This is a genomic window from Acinetobacter sp. AG1 (genome assembly GCF_001005525.1).
In the GTDB taxonomy this organism is placed as follows: domain Bacteria; phylum Pseudomonadota; class Gammaproteobacteria; order Pseudomonadales; family Moraxellaceae; genus Acinetobacter; species Acinetobacter modestus.
Genome location: NZ_LBMZ01000115.1, coordinates 64,843 through 85,471, shown reverse-complemented (window position 1 = coordinate 85,471; position 20,629 = coordinate 64,843). Strand labels below are relative to the sequence as shown.

General features: G+C 37.6%; 19 protein-coding genes. 12 read left to right on the top strand and 7 right to left on the bottom strand.

Annotated elements, in window-relative coordinates:
- Nucleotides 1–3: 3 nt before the first annotated feature.
- The 3 genes from prpF to AAV96_RS11550 all read left to right on the top strand — a co-directional run bounded on the left by prpF (nucleotide 4) and on the right by AAV96_RS11550 (nucleotide 2,683).
- On the top strand, nucleotides 4–1,191 hold the full coding sequence (gene prpF, locus AAV96_RS11560) for a 2-methylaconitate cis-trans isomerase PrpF (RefSeq protein WP_046739395.1): 1,188 nt from the start codon (nucleotides 4–6) through the stop codon (nucleotides 1,189–1,191).
- A 163-nt stretch (nucleotides 1,192–1,354) separates the two neighbouring features.
- Entirely contained in the window at nucleotides 1,355–2,266 is a 912-nt protein-coding gene (locus AAV96_RS11555; protein WP_046739394.1) for a polyprenyl synthetase family protein, read from the top strand.
- A 48-nt stretch (nucleotides 2,267–2,314) separates the two neighbouring features.
- Complete coding sequence (locus AAV96_RS11550) at nucleotides 2,315–2,683, top strand: MmcQ/YjbR family DNA-binding protein (RefSeq protein WP_046739393.1); 369 nt, start codon at nucleotides 2,315–2,317, stop codon at nucleotides 2,681–2,683.
- 47 nt (nucleotides 2,684–2,730) lie between these two features.
- Here AAV96_RS11550 and AAV96_RS11545 read toward each other — a convergent pair whose 3' ends face one another.
- The 4 genes from AAV96_RS11545 to AAV96_RS11530 form a co-directional block, all read right to left on the bottom strand.
- Nucleotides 2,731–3,582 (bottom strand): SPFH domain-containing protein, encoded by an 852-nt coding sequence (locus tag AAV96_RS11545; RefSeq protein WP_004664547.1) that lies wholly within the window; start codon nucleotides 3,580–3,582, stop codon nucleotides 2,731–2,733.
- An 18-nt stretch (nucleotides 3,583–3,600) separates the two neighbouring features.
- Nucleotides 3,601–4,062: an NfeD family protein gene (locus AAV96_RS11540; RefSeq protein ID WP_004664545.1), complete on the bottom strand. Its 462-nt coding sequence runs from the start codon at nucleotides 4,060–4,062 to the stop codon at nucleotides 3,601–3,603.
- A 153-nt stretch (nucleotides 4,063–4,215) separates the two neighbouring features.
- Entirely contained in the window at nucleotides 4,216–5,133 is a 918-nt protein-coding gene (locus tag AAV96_RS11535; protein WP_046739409.1) for a patatin-like phospholipase family protein, read from the bottom strand.
- A 62-nt stretch (nucleotides 5,134–5,195) separates the two neighbouring features.
- Nucleotides 5,196–5,822: a 1-acyl-sn-glycerol-3-phosphate acyltransferase gene (locus AAV96_RS11530; RefSeq protein WP_046739392.1), complete on the bottom strand. Its 627-nt coding sequence runs from the start codon at nucleotides 5,820–5,822 to the stop codon at nucleotides 5,196–5,198.
- A 144-nt stretch (nucleotides 5,823–5,966) separates the two neighbouring features.
- Between AAV96_RS11530 and AAV96_RS11525 the strand changes: the two genes are divergently transcribed.
- From AAV96_RS11525 to AAV96_RS11505, 5 genes are all read left to right on the top strand, one after another.
- Nucleotides 5,967–7,214 (top strand): MFS transporter, encoded by a 1,248-nt coding sequence (locus tag AAV96_RS11525; protein ID WP_046739391.1) that lies wholly within the window; start codon nucleotides 5,967–5,969, stop codon nucleotides 7,212–7,214.
- A gap of 335 nt (nucleotides 7,215–7,549) precedes the next feature.
- Nucleotides 7,550–8,662 carry a porin gene (locus tag AAV96_RS11520; protein ID WP_046739390.1) on the top strand — a complete coding sequence of 371 codons (1,113 nt, stop codon included), beginning with the start codon at nucleotides 7,550–7,552 and terminating at the stop codon, nucleotides 8,660–8,662.
- A 304-nt stretch (nucleotides 8,663–8,966) separates the two neighbouring features.
- Entirely contained in the window at nucleotides 8,967–10,607 is a 1,641-nt protein-coding gene (locus tag AAV96_RS11515; protein ID WP_046739389.1) for a phosphoethanolamine transferase, read from the top strand.
- Nucleotides 10,608–10,621: 14 nt separating this feature from the next.
- On the top strand, nucleotides 10,622–11,299 hold the full coding sequence (locus AAV96_RS11510; RefSeq protein ID WP_046739388.1) for a DNA-binding response regulator PmrA: 678 nt from the start codon (nucleotides 10,622–10,624) through the stop codon (nucleotides 11,297–11,299).
- A 6-nt stretch (nucleotides 11,300–11,305) separates the two neighbouring features.
- Nucleotides 11,306–12,631 (top strand): ATP-binding protein, encoded by a 1,326-nt coding sequence (locus AAV96_RS11505; RefSeq protein WP_004664535.1) that lies wholly within the window; start codon nucleotides 11,306–11,308, stop codon nucleotides 12,629–12,631.
- Between the two features lie 42 nt (nucleotides 12,632–12,673).
- Here AAV96_RS11505 and AAV96_RS11500 read toward each other — a convergent pair whose 3' ends face one another.
- The 3 genes from AAV96_RS11500 to AAV96_RS11490 all read right to left on the bottom strand — a co-directional run bounded on the left by AAV96_RS11500 (nucleotide 12,674) and on the right by AAV96_RS11490 (nucleotide 15,555).
- The gene (locus tag AAV96_RS11500; RefSeq protein WP_046739387.1) at nucleotides 12,674–13,477 is read right to left on the bottom strand and encodes a hypothetical protein; all 804 of its coding nucleotides are present in this window, start codon (nucleotides 13,475–13,477) and stop codon (nucleotides 12,674–12,676) included.
- A 61-nt stretch (nucleotides 13,478–13,538) separates the two neighbouring features.
- The gene (locus AAV96_RS11495) at nucleotides 13,539–14,255 is read right to left on the bottom strand and encodes a phosphatase PAP2 family protein (RefSeq protein WP_046739386.1); all 717 of its coding nucleotides are present in this window, start codon (nucleotides 14,253–14,255) and stop codon (nucleotides 13,539–13,541) included.
- A gap of 112 nt (nucleotides 14,256–14,367) precedes the next feature.
- Nucleotides 14,368–15,555, bottom strand: a complete 1,188-nt coding sequence (locus tag AAV96_RS11490; RefSeq protein ID WP_046739408.1) for an ammonium transporter — start codon at nucleotides 15,553–15,555, stop codon at nucleotides 14,368–14,370.
- A 413-nt stretch (nucleotides 15,556–15,968) separates the two neighbouring features.
- Here AAV96_RS11490 and AAV96_RS11485 point away from each other — a divergent pair, with 413 nt between their 5' ends.
- From AAV96_RS11485 to AAV96_RS17800, 4 genes are all read left to right on the top strand, one after another.
- Nucleotides 15,969–17,639 carry a sensor domain-containing diguanylate cyclase gene (locus AAV96_RS11485; protein WP_046739385.1) on the top strand — a complete coding sequence of 557 codons (1,671 nt, stop codon included), beginning with the start codon at nucleotides 15,969–15,971 and terminating at the stop codon, nucleotides 17,637–17,639.
- Nucleotides 17,640–17,740: 101 nt separating this feature from the next.
- Nucleotides 17,741–18,757, top strand: coding sequence for a hypothetical protein (locus tag AAV96_RS11480; protein ID WP_046739384.1), 1,017 nt, complete (start codon nucleotides 17,741–17,743; stop codon nucleotides 18,755–18,757).
- A 242-nt stretch (nucleotides 18,758–18,999) separates the two neighbouring features.
- On the top strand, nucleotides 19,000–19,374 hold the full coding sequence (locus AAV96_RS11475) for an endonuclease domain-containing protein (protein ID WP_046739383.1): 375 nt from the start codon (nucleotides 19,000–19,002) through the stop codon (nucleotides 19,372–19,374).
- 160 nt (nucleotides 19,375–19,534) lie between these two features.
- A complete protein-coding gene (locus tag AAV96_RS17800; protein WP_052750601.1) occupies nucleotides 19,535–20,611 on the top strand; it encodes a GTP pyrophosphokinase family protein in 1,077 nt (358 codons plus the stop codon).
- The last annotated feature ends 18 nt before the right edge of the window (nucleotides 20,612–20,629 follow it).

The following is a 20,629-nucleotide window of genomic DNA, read 5'->3' as shown; positions in this document are numbered from 1 at the left end:
GACATGAGTTCAGTACCACAAATTAAAGTCCCTGCAACCTACATGCGTGGTGGCACGAGTAAAGGTGTCTTTTTCAATCTCAATGATTTACCTGAAGCTGCACAAGTTGCTGGACAAGCACGTGACTTGCTCTTGCTACGCGTCATAGGAAGTCCAGATCCTTATGGTAAACAGATTGATGGTATGGGCGGTGCAACTTCAAGTACCAGTAAAACAGTGATCTTGGCAAAAAGTGCAGAACCAGAGCACGATGTCGACTATTTATTTGGACAAGTTTCAATTGATCAAGCTTTTGTAGATTGGAGTGGTAACTGTGGCAACTTGACAGCAGCAGTCGGTTCATTTGCTATTTCAAATGGTTTGGTCGATGCAGATCGTATTCCTGAAAATGGAATTTGTACGGTACGCATTTGGCAAAAGAATATTCAAAAAACCATTATTGCACATGTCCCAGTAACCAATGGTCAGGTTCAGGAAACAGGTGATTTTGAATTAGATGGAGTGACTTTCCCTGCAGCAGAGGTTCAAATTGAATTTTTAGACCCCGCTGATGATGGCGAAGAGGGTGGGGATATGTTCCCTACAGGAAATGTTGTTGATCAATTGGTTGTGCCTGATGTTGGAACATTCCAAGCGACATTTATTAACGCAGGTATTCCAACGATTTTCTTGAATGCTGAAGATATTGGCTATCAAGGAACAGAATTACAAGATCACATTAATGGGGATGCCGCAGCCTTAGCGCGTTTTGAAAAAATTCGCGCATATGGTGCAGTTCATATGGGCTTGATCAAAGATATTTCAGAAGCAGCAGCACGTCAGCATACGCCTAAAATCGCTTTTGTTTCAGAACCTAAAAGCTATACTTCTTCAAGTGGCAAAACTGTTGAAGTATCAGATGTCGATTTATTGGTACGTGCATTGTCTATGGGTAAGCTACATCATGCCATGATGGGGACAGCAGCCGTGGCGATTGGAACGGCAGCCGCAATTCCGGGTACTTTAGTGAATTTGGCAGCCGGTGGTGGTGAGCGTGAAGCGGTTCGTTTTGGTCATCCATCAGGAACTTTACGTGTTGGTGCTCAAGCCGAGTTAATTGATGGGAAGTGGGCTGTCAAAAAAGCGATTATGAGCCGTAGTGCACGTGTATTGATGGAAGGTTGGGTGCGTGTACCTGGTGATACTTTCTAAATACTGATTTGATCTTATGAATAAAGCCTTCGTTTGAAGGCTTTATTATTTTAAAGTTATTAAAAACACAAAAACAATTTCTCTAAATAAATAATGTTATGATGTTGTCATTCTGGCAAGTTTTTGTCGGTTGATCCTTTCATTAAAATTTCCCGAGGCAATCGTGTCATCTATTTCTCAAGTTAATGCGGATGTTTTACAACAATCTCAACAACGTATTCAACAAGATTTATTGACAGCATTGGCTGCATTTTCTATTCCTGAACCATTAAAGTCAGCCGTTCATCATGCAGTAATGTTGGGCGGCAAGCGTGTCCGTCCTGCATTATGTTATGCAACAGCAGCTCTATTGCCGAATCATAATTTTGCAGCGGCTCGTCGTGCTGCCGTTGCGATTGAGTTAATACATTGTTATTCCTTAGCACATGATGATTTGCCATGCATGGATAATGATTTGTTACGTCGAGGTCAACCAACCTGTCATGTGGCATTTGGTGAAGATACGGCACTATTAGCGGGTGATATTTTACAGTCCATGGCATTTGAGATATTGGGCAGCCGTTTGTTTGATGAACAAGGTCAAGGTACAGATGCAGCTATTGTCTTGAAGCAAATACAAATTTTGGCGACAGCAAGCTCTAAAATGGTTTGCGGACAGGTGCTTGATTTACAAGCTGAAGGTAAACAAGTTGATCAAACTGAATTAGAAAATATTCACCGTAATAAAACGGGTGCGTTGATTCAAGCCGCGATCATGATGGGTGCAGTGACTATCTTTACTGGGACAGATCAAGCAATTCCTAAATTGCGTCAATTTGGGCAAACCATTGGTTTAGCTTTTCAAGTACAAGATGACATTCTTGATGTTACGGCGAGTACTGAAATTTTAGGTAAAACTGCGGGCAAAGATGAGCAAGTGCAAAAATCTACTTATCCTGCATTGATGGGATTGGCTCAAGCTCAGGCTTATGCTCAAACTTTACATGATCAAGCTTTTGAAGCATTAGCATATTTCGGGGATGATGCTAAAGAACTTGTTGAAATTTCTCAATTTTTGTTGGCGCGCCAAAGTTAATCTAAGCCAAGACCATAAACGATAAGAAATAAAATAGGATACGGTTTTATGAAGGACGATCAATTACAACAACTTGCACTCGAGTATGGACAAGAACTTGCTTTTTCAATCCAGTCCCAACCCTTTGGACCAGATTGTGAGGTGTTTAAAATTTTTGACAAAATGTTTATGTTGATTGGTGCATATTCAGGGAAGTTGCTTGTAACCATCAAATGCAAGCCTGAGAAAAGCTTGGAATATCAAGAGCTATATCCTTCAATTTCGGCAGGTTACCATATGAATAAGAAACACTGGATATCAATTGCCAGCGGTGATGAAATTACAGCAGATTTGCTGCAAGACCTGATTAAAGATTCTTATGATTTGGTGGCAGGAAAATTGCCAGTTAAAGAACGAAAACTGATTCAGAATGTATAAAAAATAAAGCAGCGATAACGCTGCTTTATTTTGATTGGAAAGTGAGTTTAATGTTTACCCATAATTCCACGGATAGCATTAAGTACATCTGATGGGAGTACCACAGTTTTTGCGTTGCTTGATTTAGATAGATCCTGCATTGCTTTCACATATTGCTCACCCAATAAATAAGCAACAGGGATTTCTTTATCACCTACAGCAGTGGTGATCATTTCAATCGCACGTTGTGAAGATTCAGCAAGGACTACCTGAGCTTCTGCATCACGACGGGAAGCTTCTAAACGACCATCCGCCTCTAAAATTGCAGCTTGCTTTTCACCATCCGCTTTCGTCACCGTTGCACGACGTTGACGTTCAGCCGCTGCTTGTGCTTCCATCGCAGCTTGCATAGTATGTGATGGTTGAATATCTTGAATTTCAACTGTTTTAAGGGTGATGCCCCAATCTGAAATATCATCAGAAATGGCAGCTTTTAATTTTGCCTTAATGTGATCACGAGATGATAAAGCATCATCTAAATCCATTTCGCCGACGATCGAACGTAATGAAGTTTGCACTAGGTTTTGAATCGCCCACGTATAATTTTCAATTCCATACACGGCTTTTTCTGGAGTTGTTAGATTGATATAAGCGACTGCATTCATCACTAAAACAGCATTGTCTCGAGTAATCACTTCTTGTGATGGAATATCTAACACAATATCTTTAGTTGTAATTTTATACGCCACTTCATCGATATAAGGAATAACAAAGTTCAGACCTGGGTTTAGGGTGGTATGGTATTTACCTAGACGTTGTACAATCCATTTATACCCTTGAGGAACAATACGCACCCCTTTAAAAATAGTTGTGCCAATAAAAGCTAAAAGTGCTAAGACAACAATAGTACCGACAGACATTGAAAACCCTCTTTATGTTTATGAATTGCTATGTGGTTGAACGACTAAATCATTACCTAAAATATCAATTACTCTGACACGATCACCAACTTGTACTGGAGCTGTAGAACGGCAATTCCATTCATCAGAACCTAAAAGGGGCATGGGAAAGCGTACGACGATTTGCCCATGATCAAGTCCAGTTTTAATCACCATACCCACTTGACCTATTGTTGATTCACGCGCTAGACCTGCTTTAGTTTTATCAATTGAAAGTGGTTTGATAAACTTGAACCAAAGAATCGTACATAAAATTGATAAAATTCCCCATGTGACCACTTGGGTAGTAAAGCCCATCATTGGGAAAAGCCATAGTAAAATGCAGACCATAATTGCGGCTACGCCAAACCATAACGCAGCAAAAGCGGTCAAAATCAACTCTGAAAGGATCAGCAAAATTCCTAATACAAACCAGTGCCAAGGTTCAACTACAAACTCCATAGATTTGCTCGCATCATTAAACTGAGTTAGGTGAAAAAACATTCACTTTTGCACTGTAGCAGATCATTATGTTTATGAATATACAAAGATTGTTTTTTTAGATATTGGGGCTGATGATTATTATAAAATAGCAGCAACCCCTGAAGATAATGATTAGAATTTAGCTTTTGGTGCAGGTTTAAATGCAGCAGGAGATTTCTTAAATGTTGCAATTGCATTTTGGATTGATGTAATTTTCGCTTGAGCCGATTTTTCGCCTTCTAAAATTGCTTGATTACTCGATTTCAGATCAAGTACACCCAAATGACCGACTTTCGGTTGAATTACAACATTTGCTTGGCTCAATTCTTCATTAATACTTTGTTGCCCCATAATATTAATGGTCTGATCCAATAAACCCCACATACTTAATGGTTTATCACCTGTTGGACGCGCAGATATATCGACTGCAATCACAATATCAGCACCCATATCTTTGGCAGTTTTCACAGGAATAGGACTGACTAAACCACCATCTACATATTTGGTATTACCAATCACAGCTGGAACAAAGACGTTGGGAATACTGCAAGAGGCCCGTACGGCTTGACCTGCATTTCCTTTAATAAACTCAGCTTTTTTACCATTGTCTAAACGAGTGGCGACTGCAGCAAAGCGAATTGGAAATTTTTCAATTGGTTTGTTTCCAACTTGAGTATTGACATAGTTTTGCAGTTTCTGTCCAAGAATAATGCCTTGGCTATTGATGGTAAGATCACGCAAATCAGATTCTTGAAGTTTTAATGCGAGATTTTGCATTTGATAAGGGGTTTGCCCACTTGCATAAATACTTCCAACAAAGCTACCTGCACTTGTTCCAGTGACAATCTTAGCTTTAATACCATGAGATTCTAAAACTTTAATGACACCAATATGCGCAAAGCCTTTTGCACCACCTCCACCTAAAGCCAAAGCGATAACAGGTTCACGAGCTTTAATCGAAGTCGTAGGGGGAGCATTTTTTACAGTTTGATCACAACCAAATAAAGCTAAGCTGAATAAAGCTAAGCAAGACAGTCGAGCAATTTTCATATGAAGTGGAGATAAAATAGACAAAAAGATGGGCACATCAGAGCAGATTTACCCCTAATTTTCTAGTCCTTTTTCACTAGTTTTTGTAATGGTTCTGCCAGCCAATCAGGATTCTTTGGAGAAAAATGACCAACATAACGCTGCATAATCTGTTCAACGTCATTTTGATAGTGACCTGTTGGTGTAAATGCTCCTAAGCTGTAAATGGTTTTGCGATCATAATCGAAAGCAAACATCACAATAGGTATTCCTGCTGCATGAGCTATATGATAAAAGCCACTTTTTATTTTTTCAGCTTTTTTTCGCGTTCCTTCGGGCGCCATACCAACCCAAATTTTGTCATATTTGTGAATAGTCGCGACCACTTGCTCAGTGAGACCGTTGGTGCTGTCACGGTGAACAGGAATGAGTCCTGCCCAATCTAAAATTGACTTAAAGGGTGGTTTAAATAAAGTATCTTTTCCCAAAACTGTAATTTTTAAACCGAGCCCACCAATTGCCAAGAAACCATACCAACCATCAATATTTGAAGTGTGTGGAGAAATGATAGCAACTGCTTTGGGTAAGTTTGGAATTTCTCCTACCACAGTCCAACCTTGTCCTAAAAATAGTTTTCTACACAAAGTACGACTGAAAGCCGTTCCACGTTGCGGAACTAATGGAGGTAAGTCAGGAAAATATTGTGGCATAAATCTGTAAATACGATGACAACTACAATTTATGTTAAACGCTCATGAGAGGTCTCGCATTGGCAAAAACTAAGATTTTATTGCCAGATCAATGAAAGGATTGGATACTTGAGTTCTCTCTTTTGTTGCTCTGGAAAACTCTAAATGCTTAATCTTCGACAGATTTACATTTTATTGTTTTCTCTATATTGGGCACAGGGATTACCTGTAGGTTTCATGACCCATGCCTTACCCGTAATTTTAAGAGCACAAGGTGTCTCTTTAGCGCATATCGGTGGTTTTGGTTTACTGATGCTGCCTTGGTCGATCAAAATTTTTTGGGCGACGTATGTTGACTGTTTTGCACTCTCTCGTTTAGGGCATTACCGTAGCTGGATTATTCCGACACAATTATCCAGTGTTTTTATTTTGGTTATTTTGTCATTTTTCCCTATTCAATCACTTGATCAACCCAGTTATTTATTTATTTTCTTTGTCTTACTTTTTTTGATGAATTTTACTGGTGCGACTCAAGATATTGCCACAGATGCTTTAGCTGTCAATTTACTCAAACAGGATCAACAGCATTGGGGCAATACATTTCAAGTGATTGGTTCACGCTTAGGATTTATTGTTGGTGGTGGAGCAGTGCTTTGGTGTTTAGATTGGTTAAATTGGCAAAAGACCTTTCTTATTTTAGCCATGTTGGTCTTTTTGAATACCATACCTATTTTGTTTTATCGAGAGCCTAGGCATGATTTTACAAATAGCGCGCAGACAATTTCTTCGATTTCATTTAGCCAATCAATTAAAAAATATCTTACTTATTTTACATCTTCTCAAGAGTTAAAAACGTGGTTGATGGTCTTATTGAGCTTTAAAGTTGCTGATGGTTTGGCAGGACCATTATTAAAACCTTTGATGGTAGATATGGGCCTAAATTACACCCAAATAGGCATTTTTATCACCATATTTGGTGCTATGGCGGCGCTGCTAGGAGCAGGTGTTGCAGGGCTTTTATTGAAACATTTTTCCAGAATACGATGCTTAATTACTTTCTCAATTCTGAAGATTATCAGTTTAGTTGCTTATACTGGCATTGCTTATGGGTATGAAACTAATCAGAAGATTACTCCATTTTGGTTATATATCGTCAATGCATTTGAAGATGCATGTTCAGCAATGTTATTGGTGGTCATCTTAACTTTGATTATGCAGTACAGTCGCAAAGCATTTGCAGGTACAGATTTTACTTTTCAGGTATCGATTATGGCTACGATGAGTGGTTTACTGTACTTAGGAAGTGGAATTTTGGCTGATGCCATTGGATATTATCGTTACTTATGTTTGATTTGTATGATTGCTATTTTTTGTCTATTCCCGATTTTCTATTGGAAAGAAAATACAAGATGAAAACAAATTTTTATTACAAATTTCTTTTTATATTTCTTAATTTTGAAATATAAATGATGGTTTTTATATTGGTTCATCCGCAAAGTTTATTGTTTTAACTCAAAGTCTGGTGATTGTGCATAAGTATTTTTCATGGAATAGTGTTTTAAAAATATTATTTAATTTATTGAAATTTATTAATAAAAAAGTATTTTTTATAGAATTTATAAAATGTAATCGATGTGTATAAAAATTAAACTTTAGTCGAAAATAGAATAAATAAATAAGATTTTAATCGTTTTGTCATATAAAGTTAATGTGTAGGATTTGTTACAAATTTAGCTAGGACGTAAACAATGAAAATCAAAATTGTAACAGCAGCAGTGCTTGGTTTACTCGCAACTTCAACATTCGCAGCACCAACAATCTATGGTGAGATTGATGCCAGTGTTGATTATTTACCAGAAAAAAATGCAAAGACTGCTAATCGAGATGTTTGGGAAATTAGCTCAAATAGTTCGTTTATTGGAATCAAAGGCGACGAAAAGCTAACAGATCGTTTAAGCGCTGTCTATGCTGCAGAATGGGGCTTAAGTGCTGATGGTGATAGCAGTGATTGGAGTATTCGTAACCGCTTTGTTGGTTTAAAAGATGCTCAGTTGGGTACACTTAAAGTTGGTGTACATGATACGCCATTAAAGCAACTATCGAGTGTGGTTGATACCTTCAATAACTATGTTGCAAATAAGGCTGATATTGGCGGTATTTTCACGGGTGAAACACGTGTTAGCAATGCAGTTGTATATGAATCACCTGCTGTGAAAGTGCCTGTACTTGATGGTGCAATTAAAGTAAATGCTTTGCTTGCGACAGGTGAAGCGGCAGGCGTGTCAGGTACTGCGGGTAATGCCAAAGTTGAAGGTCGTGGTTTAGGTGATGCATGGTCAGCTTCGGCAAGCTTTGAAAGTCCATTATTGGTAGCTGGTATTGGATATGACAAAGCGATTCCTAGTAACTTCTTAGGACGTGGTATTCTAAATGCTTCTGATAAGGCGATTGCAGGAAGTCAATTATTTGCTGCTGCAAATACAGTTCGTGCAATTGGTCGTTTAAATCCTTTGGAAGGCTTAGCATTAAAAGCACTTTACCAAACTTCAGAGGTCGAAAAGGCTGAAGGTAACGCTGCTGGATCTGAAAATATTGATGATGCTCAAGGTTGGTTAATTGGTGCTGAATATAATATTCCGCAAGCAAAAAACTGGACGGTGAAAGGTCAATATAGTCAAAATGATACGAGTTTTAAAAACAACACGGCAGATTTTAAAGCCAAACAAGTGATCGCTGGTGCTGACTATGCATTTAGCAAACAAGTTAAAACATATGGTTATGCGGGTTATCTAACGCTTGAACAAGCGGACAAAAAAGATAAGCAACCTGTAGCAGGATTAGGTTTAGAATTTAAATTCTAATATCTTGTATCTAAAAACACCCCCTAAGTCTTACTTAGGGGGTGTTTTTTTATTTCTATTTTATTATGTTGTAATATAATCATTTAACTGAATAAAATGATTTTCGACAATAACACTAAGACAAATTTTAGATGGAAAGTAAATGGAATTCATTGTTTTAAAATGAATTATTTTAACATATGCTTTGATGCCTAGATCTAGATCGATTGTTTTGTTAACTCTCAATTATTTAGTTTAAGTCATTTTTAAGTTTTTATTCTTATCTTAAGCAAGTTAAGAAATCTATTTTCAGACTGTGAAGATCATGTTCCTACAGAAACTCAAGACCAAATCGATATCCTTGTTTGCATTTAATCTATTGCTTGCAATATGGTTAGGTATTTTTCTTAACTTTGCTTTTTATGAAAAAATCCAATCGCTTACGCCCTATACTGGGATAAAAGCGGGAATGTTTGTCGCAGCATCCGTTATAGTAGTTGTTGCAGCTTATCATTTTATTTTTCAGCTTTTTAACTGGAAATGGACAGCAAAACCAATAGCCATTGCTTTAGTTTTTATTGGTGGCTTTGCTTCATATACTGTGAATACGCTTGGTGTTTTAATTACATCAGATCAAGTGCAAAATTTAATGCAAACTGATGTTGCTGAAGCACGTGATACATGGTCTTGGCATTTAGTTGTATGGACATTAGGAATGACAGTACTTCCCATCATTGCCATTTTGATGGTGAAGTTAAAGCCTGAACCAATCCTGCGTCAAATTGTAAAAAAAGTGATTGCTTCAATTGTTTCATTGGCTTTGGTTGGTGGATTATTGTTTGTTTTTTACGTTGATTTTGCAGCGATATTCCGTGAAAACCGTGATTTGAAGGGAATGATCTCACCGCAAAATATGATTGCTTCATTTGCTTCATATTATAAGAAGAAAGCACCTAAAGAAAATTTACCGTTAGTGACTTATGGTGAAGATGCTTCAATGCAGAAAGCGAATGTTGCTGCTTTACCTAAATTGATGGTTTTAGTGGTGGGTGAGACGGCTCGTGCAGAAAACTTTTCTTTGAATGGTTACGCTAAGAATACCAATCCGAAGCTTGCGAAACAGGATTTAATTAATTTTGCTCAAGTGAGCTCTTGTGGTACAGCGACAGCTGTTTCCGTACCATGCATGTTCTCTGGTATGCCACGTAAAGAATATGATGAACGACTTGCAAGCCATCGTGAAGGTCTACTCGATATTGCAAAACGTGCAGGTTATCAAGTGACATGGATTGATAATAATTCTGGTTGTAAGGGAACTTGTGATCGAGTTGAACAATTTAAGATTCCAGAGCCAATTCAAAAGAAATGGTGTAAAGATGAAGAGTGTTTTGATGATATTTTAATTGATAGCCTGAAAGCTTATCTTGCAACAATTCCTAAAGATGATACGCGTCCACGCTTAGTGGTACTACATCAAATGGGTAGCCATGGTCCAGCCTATTACAAACGTATTCCAGCAGAATTTAAAGTTTTTAAACCAACATGTGATACCAATGCGATTCAAGGTTGTTCGCGTGATGCGCTTGTGAATAGTTATGATAATACCTTGCTTTATACGGATTATGTTTTGGACTCATTGATTGAAACGTTAAAAGGTCAAACACAGCACGAAGCAGGTTTGTGGTATTTATCGGATCACGGTGAATCAACAGGTGAAAGTGGCATGTATTTACACGGAGCGCCATATGCAATTGCCCCGACTCAACAAACCCATGTTCCAATGTTTATGTGGTTCTCTGATCTTTGGAAAAAACAAGCTCCAGAACAAATTAAATGTTTAGCGAAGCAAAATAAGAGTGAATTGAGTCAAGACAATTTGTTTCCAACGATGTTGAGTTTACTCGATGTCAAAACCAAGGTGATTGACCCTAAAAATGACATGTTAGCGACATGTTCCAACCCATAAGGTGAGATAAAGTCATGACCAAAATCTTGATGATCGAAGATGATTTTATGATTGCAGAGTCAACATTGACTTTGTTGCGCTACCATCAATTCGAGGTAGAGTGGGTCAATAATGGCGTAGATGGGCTGTCCTTATTAGCAAAGCATAATTTTGATTTGGTTTTGCTTGATTTGGGTTTACCTATGATGGATGGTATGCAGGTATTGAGACAAATCCGTCAACGTAGTGCACTTCCAGTATTGATCATTTCTGCCAGAGATCAACTGCAAAACCGTGTCGATGGGTTGAATCAAGGTGCGGATGATTACCTAATTAAACCTTATGAGTTCGATGAGTTATTGGCACGAATTAATGCACTATTGCGTCGAGGTCATACAGAAACAGCACAACTTAAAAATCAATCGCAGTTATTGAAAAATGGTGATTTGGTTATTGATGTCGAGCAGCATTTGGCGACCTTCAAAGGACAACAGATTGAGTTATCAAACCGTGAATGGGCAATTTTAATTCCGCTTGTGAGCCATCCAAATAAAATCTTCTCCAAAGCAAATCTTGAAGATAAGCTTTATGATTTTGATAGTGAGGTGACCAGTAATACCATAGAGGTTTATGTACATCACTTACGTGCAAAACTAGGTAAAGATTTTATTCGAACCATCCGTGGTTTGGGTTACCGACTAGGACAATCATAAATATTTATGAAAATATCTAAGCAATACTCACTGAAAAAAAGACTGATTTGGGGAACCTCGGTCTTTAGTTTGCTGCTTGGATGTTTATTAATTTTTACAGCTTATAAAACAGCTTTACATGAAGTTGATGAGATTCTTGATACACAAATGCAATATATGGCTGAACGTTCGACGGCTCAGCCATTAACGACCGTTGCGAGTAAAGTTGAACTGCATCGCACATATCACGAAGAAGATTTGTTGGTTGATATTTGGGCTTATAAAGATCAAAGTCATTTATGGCATCAAACACACTTACTCATTCCGCCTGTAAAACAAGCAGGTTTTTATAGCCAAGAAACGCCACAAGGCAAATGGCGTGTCTATGTGATTCCTTTAAAAGACTATCAAATACAAGTTAGTCAGCAGGAAGATGTCCGCCAATCATTTGCTTGGGAATTGGCAGGGAGTATGTTTGTTCCCTATATCATTTTATTGCCTTTTGCGATTTTAGTTTTAGCCTTTATCATTCGTTTGAGTTTAAAACCTCTCGATGATTTCAAAACAGAATTAAAGCGGCGTGATTCCGATGGTTTAGCACCCATTGATGGCAATGATTATCCTCAAGAGTTGATCCCAACTATTGAGGAGATGAATCATTTATTTGAACGAATTCAACATGCTCAAACCGAGCAAAAGCAGTTTATAGCAGATGCTGCACATGAATTACGAACACCCGTCACTGCACTCAATTTACAGACCAAGATTCTGATTAGTCAATTTCCTGAACATGAAGCATTGCAAAATTTGAGTAAAGGCTTGGCGCGTATTCAGCATTTGGTGACGCAGCTTTTAGCTTTAGCAAAACAAGATGTTGGATTAAGTTTAATCGAACCAAATACTCACTTTCGTTTGAATGATGTCGCACTCAATTGTGTTGAACAGCTTGTTAATCTTGCAATGCAAAAAGAAATTGACTTAGGTTTTGAACGTAACGATTTGATTGAAATGCAAAGTCTTGAATCAACTGTTCATTCAATTATTTTTAATCTGATCGATAACGCGATTAAGTATACTCCAGATCAAGGTATTATTAATATTTCGGTTTACAGTGACAGTGACGATTTTGCTTGTATTCAAATTGAAGATAGCGGTGTCGGTATTGATGCTGAACAGTACGATAAAGTTCTAAAACGTTTTTATCGAGTGCACCATCATTTAGAGGTGGGTAGTGGTCTCGGACTTTCAATTGTCGATAAAGCCACGCAGCGACTGGGTGGAAGCCTAGTCCTATCTCGAAGTCTTGATTTAGGTGGTTTATCTGTTTTGGTTCGTTTACCTAAAAAGCTCTAAATCTGGTTCTCGATGATTTGATTGATTGAATTATCAAATGAGTTAAGTGATTGTTTCGGAATGCTCTTTTAAGTAACGTAAAAATAAAACACATTTCTGAATACGTTTGCCATCATTACCAACTTTGCTAATATTAAAATTCAGAACCCATTTTAAGCGTTTCCCAACTTTGCATACATCACTATAAACTTGCGGTTCAGCAAGGAGGGCTTGATAAAGAATTTGACTAGCATCGGATAATTGTTCAAATTCGAAATGATAGGCTGTAGAAAAAATAAATAGCAACCAGTCACGAACAAAACAATCATGTAAACTCAGGACTTCATGTGGGTCAGTTTCAAAATCAATAAAACTAAACTGATTATTTTGATCGACGAGGATGTTTCGAGCAAATGCCTCACTTAAATAGCCTTGTTTAGTATGAATATACTGAATGGCTTGAATGGCTTGGCTAAATAATAATGATTTTGAAAGAATATCTTTTTGACAAGCCAATGCTTGATCTAGTTGTGAGACGCTACTTTGATGTTGTGATCCGATGTCTTCAAGCAAAATTCCTTTTTTTGAAACTGCAAGGACATTCGATGTAGAAACACCTAAAGATTTGAGTGTTTGAATCCGATTGTATTCACATTGAATTGCAGCAGAACCACCTTGATTTGGAACTGGAGTAATTGCGCCTAAATTAAATATTTTTGCTAACCACTTCAATGGCGTGTAAAGCCATAAACCGTGACGTTCAGATGCTTTCTTTAACCATACTTTATGAGAACCTAGATCATAGGCTTGAATGGAAGATTGTTGCTTAGTTAAAGTAGTTTCTAAGAAATTTTGAAAGTCATCCATTAGCAGCAAACTGTACCTAAGTGATTATCATGATCATGCATGAACCCATGCGAGTAGGGCATCACTTTACCATATCAGGACTCATTTGCGTTACAGAATTAGCCGCTGCATGAGCTAAATGACGTTTATACGTGATCATATAGACCACAACATTGATAGCAAAGCAAATCCAAGCTGTCCATAAATTATGACTGAGGAAATGTGCACCACGCATCATTTGTGCCCAGCCCATTGCGAAGCCAAGTAATACACCTGCAAATAAATAAAACCAAGCTCTTTTACGCTGATCGAGGCGATAAAGAAAATAGCCTGTAACTAAGGCAAAACCTGTACTTGCATGACCACCTGGAAAACAATGTCCAGCAGTTGCTGAAAAATCCCAAATAAAACCTGTGACAGTCTTATGGGTCATATCCCATGGGCAAGCATGAGCAGCTTGTGCTTTCATTAGACCAATAATGCACGTACACAGCATACTAACCCAAAACATATAGCCATACTGCCAACGTTTCGCTTTGAATTTTTCTATTTTAAAAGAAGCGATCCACAGTAGGAAAAAGCTTACATAGACAATAGTTAAAACTTTTTTGACATAAGTATGATTTAGCTTTGCAAGATACCAATCGCCTTTCAAAGCAAAATCGCCAAAAGTTCCTACCCATGGTTGAATCAAATATAGATCTATTGCTCCACCGACTGGAAACACGAATAAGAGGATAAAAAAACTCACAAATAATAAGAAACTTGCGATTAAGAAGAAACGTGTTTTAAAAATCATAGAGCATGCAATTCGGCGGAATGATAGCTTGGTTATTTAATAATTTGAAACTTAATTATCTCTTAAAATGTTCATAAAAAAAGCGGCTGAATAGCCGCTTTAAAAATTATTTTTAGAACATTGATTCTTCTGAATTTGCTGAAATTTTATGAATTGAAAGATCTGCACCACGATATTCATCTTCTTGAGAAAGTCGAATTCCCATCGTAACTTTCAATATGCCATAAACGGTGAAACCACCTGCAAGCGCAATCACAATGCCTAAAACTGTGCCGATGATTTGAGAAATGATTGATACACCTCCTAAACCACCTAATGCTTGTAGACCAAATATGCCTGCCGCAATCCCACCTAATGCACCACATACACCATGTAAAGGCCATACACCCAAAACATCATCTATTTTAAGTTTATTTTGTGTATAAGTGAATAAATACACAAACAAAGCACCCGCAGCACCACCAATCACGAGTGCACCAATTGGGTGCACAATATCGGAGCCTGCACAGATTGCGACCAAACCTGCGAGAGGACCATTGTGTAAGAAACCAGGGTCATCTTTACCCATGAAGTTTGCTGACAATGTACCACCAACCATCGCCATAAGAGAGTTAATCGCAACTAATCCTGAAATAGCATCAACGCGTTGTGCACTCATGACATTAAAGCCGAACCAACCAACAATTAAAATCCATGAGCCTAAAGCGAGGAATGGAATCGATGAAGGTGGATGTGCACTCACACGACCATCATGCTTATAACGACCATGACGCGCGCCAAGTAAAATCACTGCGGCTAATGCAATCCAACCGCCCATAGCATGCACAACGACTGAGCCTGCAAAGTCATGGAAGCTTGCACCAAAAGAGCTTTCTAACCATTTTTGAAAGCCGTAGTTACCATTCCAAATCATGCCTTCGAAGAAAGGATAGATTAAAGCAACCAGAATTAAAGTGGCGATTGCTTGTGAACGCATTTTGGCGCGTTCTGCGATGCCGCCAGAAATAATTGCTGGAATCGCTGCTGCGAAGGTGAGTAAGAAAAAGCAACGCATTAGGTTATACCCATGGTCAGCCGCTAAAGTGCTTCCTGCATGGAAAAAGTTTTGCCCGTATGCAATCCAGTAACCGACAAAGAAATAAGCGATTGCTGAAATCGCAAAATCGGTCAGAATTTTACTGAGCGCATTGACTTGGTTTTTGTGGCGGACTGTACCAAGCTCAAGAAATGCAAAACCTGCATGCATTGCCAATACGAGTACTGCACCGAGCAGTAAGAAAAATAGATCTACGTTTTGCATAGTGGTGCTCAAAAAAAGTGCTAAATTTAATTTTGATGCAAACATTTGATTCGTTTTTTGCACCAAAATAGATTTAGTAAATCTAAAAACTTAAGTTGTCGTTGAACAACCCAATTTGATAAAAAATATAATGCAAAAAACGCACCAATTTAGAAAGTAAATTATAATTTTGGTGAAAAGTGGTGCATTTTGCTTAAAAATAGCACCATTTATTATGCTTTGAGAACTAAATTTTTAAATATGAATGCGTTATTGCAACCGAAAATTACAGCTTAAGTTTGAGTAATAGAACTTGAGTCTATTTTCATCGGATTCAGTATTTTTCCAACTACATTCGTTACTTTGACTTAATAATTCATAAAAGATCTTTGATATATTGCTGAGTTTAAAAAGTGATTTGCTATAGGGTGCAAATGAGCATATTTCGCATAGATTCCTTTCGTAATCGACTACTGGTCCTGTTTGCAGGGATGTCTTTTATGTTTGGGCTATGTATTACTTTATATATTGGTAAGACTGCTTCGGCGCAAATGAGTCAAACCAGCGGTCAGACCTTATATATTGCAGCGAAAAGTATTAGTAATACCTTGGCAAACTCGCTTACAGAACGTGAGCGAGAAATGGTGTTATTAAGCCAATCTCCATTTTTTGCTGAAGCTGATTTTCATAACCCGCGAGTACAGCAACAACTTGAGCAAGTCAAAAAGTCTTATAAATATTATGCTTGGTTAGGGATTGCCAATACTCAGGGGCAAGTCGTCGTTGCAGCTAATCATTTACTAGAAGGGGCAGATGTTTCAGAACGCCCGTGGTTTATTCATGGTGTAAATCAAGTCTATCTAGGCGATGTACATAAAGCTGTTTTACTGGCTAAGAAAATTAAAGCGATTAATCCTAATGAACCATTACGTTTTATTGATTTCGCTACGCCAATTTATGATCCATCGACACAGAAAATTAAAGGCGTTTTGGCTGCACATGCAGATTGGAGTTGGGCGAGTCATGTATTAAGCAGTTCATTGTCGGAAAATGCTGCACAACGAGGTATTGAGGTATTTATTGTCAATCAGCATGGTGAAATTCTATATCCATTTAAAAGTATTGGACAAGTCCAGCCTCCTGCATTTCAGGCAAATCGTGGACATTATTTTTTGCATAATTGGAATGAAAAACAACAGTATTTAACTACAGATGTTGCCGTGCTTTCTCAAACTAAGAGCAATTTAGGTTGGCACGTGATTATTCGTCAGCCTATTTCGATTGCTTTAGCAGAGGTGAAATCACTGCAACATAAAATATTAGCTCTGGGCTTTATTTTGTCATTATTGCTGTTGCTACTCACTTATAAATTGGCGAATAAATTCAGCCGTCCGATTGAATTATTAGCAGATTCAGCGCATGCAGTAGAAAAAGGGCAAGAAGATATTCAATTTGAAGCTCAAACCAGTATTCGTGAAATTCAAGGTTTATCTCAATCGTTGCAAAGCATGACCGATACCTTGCTTACTCAGAAGCATCAACTTCAAGATGCCAATGCCACACTTGAGCAAAAAGTTGCAGAACGTACGCACGAACTACAAGTTGCCAATGTCGAGTTAGCTCATATTGCGCGTTATGACGCACTTACGGGCTTACATAATCGCCGTGCTTTCAATGATTATTTATCCTATCTATTTACTCAAATGTCGCGTACACAACAGACTTATGCAGTGCTATTAATGGATATCGATTTCTTTAAAAAGGTGAATGATACCTTTGGACATGAAACAGGTGATCAGGTATTGCAGCGTGTTGCAGAAATTCTTCCAACCGCTTTACGGATTACTGATTTCGTCGCACGTTTAGGTGGCGAAGAGTTTATTGCCTTGTTGCCTGTCACTTCATTGGACGGAGCTGCGATATTGGCAGAGAAAATCCGATCTACGATTGAGCAAGAACAAATTATTGTAAATCACGCCATCAGTTTAAGTATTGGGGTAAGTGTAGTCCAGTTAGATGATACTGATATGAATGATGCGATTCGTCGTGCAGATAAAAATTTGTATATGGCGAAGCAGCAAGGACGTAATCGAGTGATTTTTTGACTGCTATAGCAGATTCAAAGTTCATGTAAATAGCTTTGGTAAAGCACAACTTTTAATATTTGATTATTGTTACGCTTTTTAAAATTTTTAGGTGAATGAGTATGTCCTTTGATCTCAAAGTTAGTTTAAAGCAAAGGGCTGAACCTTCTGCACAGCAGAAAAAGCTGAATCGTCTCATCGATAAAATTGAACAGCAAAAAATTAGCCTTAGCATGTGGAAAAATGCCCAAGCTGAAATTCAGCAACATACTCGGCAAAAACTTTTGCCCGTGTATAGCGAACTCTATGAAATATTATTTCAGCAGTTAGAACGACTTTGGAATATGTTACACAGCCATGAGTTTTCCAAAGCTAATCTACAGCAACTGGATGAAAAAATCGCTCAGCTTGTGCACATGTTAAAACGTTCCAAAATGTTGGATGAAGAACAATTAAAGCTAGTGAAGCAGATTGATATCTTTTATCACCAACATGCACAGCAGTCAGCAAAGAAAACTAAAAAAGTGCAGCAACTAAAAGTCGATCTACCTGAAAGTGATGAGCAAACAGCATCATTTGAAGATGATTTTGAGCAATATGCTGCTGAGCAGCAACAAGCACGTGAGCAGGCCAAACAACTGAGACAACAACAAAAACGTGAACAAGCTGAGCAGATGGCAGCACAGTCGTTGAAAACCGTGTATTTAAAGATTGCTGCGATGATTCATCCTGACCGTGAGCGAGACGAGACCAAGAAGGAAGAAAAAACTGAGTTATTTCAGCAGGCAAGTCAGGCTTATGAACAGCAGGATTTGTTTTATTTGTTGAAACTCCAATTACAGCTTGAACAGAATAACGGTGTAGGGGCGAAAGAGTTATCTGCGGAGCAAGTGAAGTTTTATAAATTGGCTTTGGATGCGCAAAGTCAGCAGCTTGAAAGTCAAATTGACGAAATTCTGGATTCTTTTCAGTTGGTGAAGAAAGTAAATGTCGAACATTTGCATATCAGTGATGTTTATAAAGCGATAGATGCGGATTGTGCTGAGTTAAAGCAGCAGTTGAAGTGGGAAAAGGAACGTCTAAAGCATATGAAAAATTTGAGTGGGGTGGAGATGTTGTTGGGGCATGGGGCACTATAACCTCTCCCTAACCCTCTCCTGAAAGGAGAGGGGATTTCTAGTATTGATTAGATATCATCCATAATTTTTACGCTGTAAATTGAACGAATAAAATGCTTTGCAATAACAAATCAATTTAGCATCAAAGTTCCCTCTTCGATTGGGAGAGGGAGTCGCAAGTGATTATTATATGTCTGCATAAAATTTATAATGAACGTTCCCTCTCCTTGTAGGAGAGGGCTAGGGAGAGGTAATAATAAAAAATGAAACTAGATCCGAAATTATTAGAATTCGCTAAAACCATGCGGAGCAATGCTACAGATGCTGAACATCTGATGTGGCAATTACTCCGTGCTAAACGATTTATGAATCTCAAATTTCGCAGACAGCATGTGATTGCGCCGTATATTATGGATTTTTATTGCCATGAATTGGGTTTAGTGATTGAGTTGGATGGGGGTCAGCATGGAACAGATGAAGCCATTGAATATGATACTGAGCGGACTAAATTTTTAGAGGCTTTGGGTTTAACTGTTGTTCGGTATTGGAATCATGATGTGTTGGGGCGGACGGATGTGGTGTTGGAGGATTTGTGGCGAGTGTGCTTTGAACTTAAAAGCAAAAGCACCTCTCCCTAACCAACTCCATTGTGAAATTTATATAGGGATTAAATCAAATGAAGCTCCCTCTCCCTATTGGAGAGGGCTGGGGTGAGGGTAAAGAATTAAATTTAATAAAAAGAATATTTAGATTATAGTAATGGGTAATAAGATAATTTAAATAAATTAAGGGGTTGGGGTGAATTCTAAAGTTGAAATCAAAGCTAAAGAAGATCATGGATTGTGGTATGACAATAATATTGATCCTTACAAAGGATTAGCAGAAATTATTGCCGTCACATTAAAGAATTCATTAATTTCACAAAAGATTAGTTTTGTAGATGTTCCTTATCGCTCAAAAACTAAGAAAAGTTTTTTAAAGAAAATTCAAGATAAGTTAACTGAAAAAGATTACAGTCCTGAGTTAATGACTGATTTGGCAGGTGTTCGAGTTATTACTTTGGTTGAGTCGGATGTGCAAAAAGTTTGTAATCTCATTGAATCAATGTTTAATGTGCATAAAGCTGATAGCGTGAACAAATCTGAAAAATTAGGTGAAGAAAAGGTAGGTTATAGATCTGTTCATTTTGTGTGTGATGTGGGTAAAAGTCGAGAAAAGTTACCAGAGTTTTCCGCATACAAAGGTCTTTGTTTCGAGATTCAAGTTCGAACAGCATTAGAACATGCATGGGCTGAAATTGAGCATGATCGAGGATATAAATTAGGTGGAAAACTACCATCTGATATTAATCGCCGCTTTAAATTACTATCAGGCTTACTTGAGTCAGCAGATTTAGAGTTTAATAGGCTAACAGTAGAGATTGAAGAATATGTAAAAAAATTAAATTCAGACATTAAAAAGAATGAATTAAATTATGAATTAACTAGTGTTGGTCTAGAAGAGTTTTTTAACAATAAATATTCAGATTATTTGGGTTCTTATAATAAATACCAACAACCAATGAAACAAATTATTGAAGAATTAAATAAATTTGGTATTTTTAGCTTAGATGAGCTGGATAAAACAATTATTGAGATGAATAAAAATTACGAATTTCAAAAAAACAATACAATTATAGGTTTTCTTCGTAACTTAATGATGCTGGTTGACATTGATAAATATTTTGATCGTAGTTTTATAAATTCTGAAGATTCTTGGGGAGCAACAAAAGTTAGCACATATAATTTTCTTAAACAAAAATATCCTGAAGAATTAATTGATAAACTGTTCCTATATAACGATATTAATGTATGTCCAGATGAAGATGATGACTAAAAAATCCCCTCACTAAGA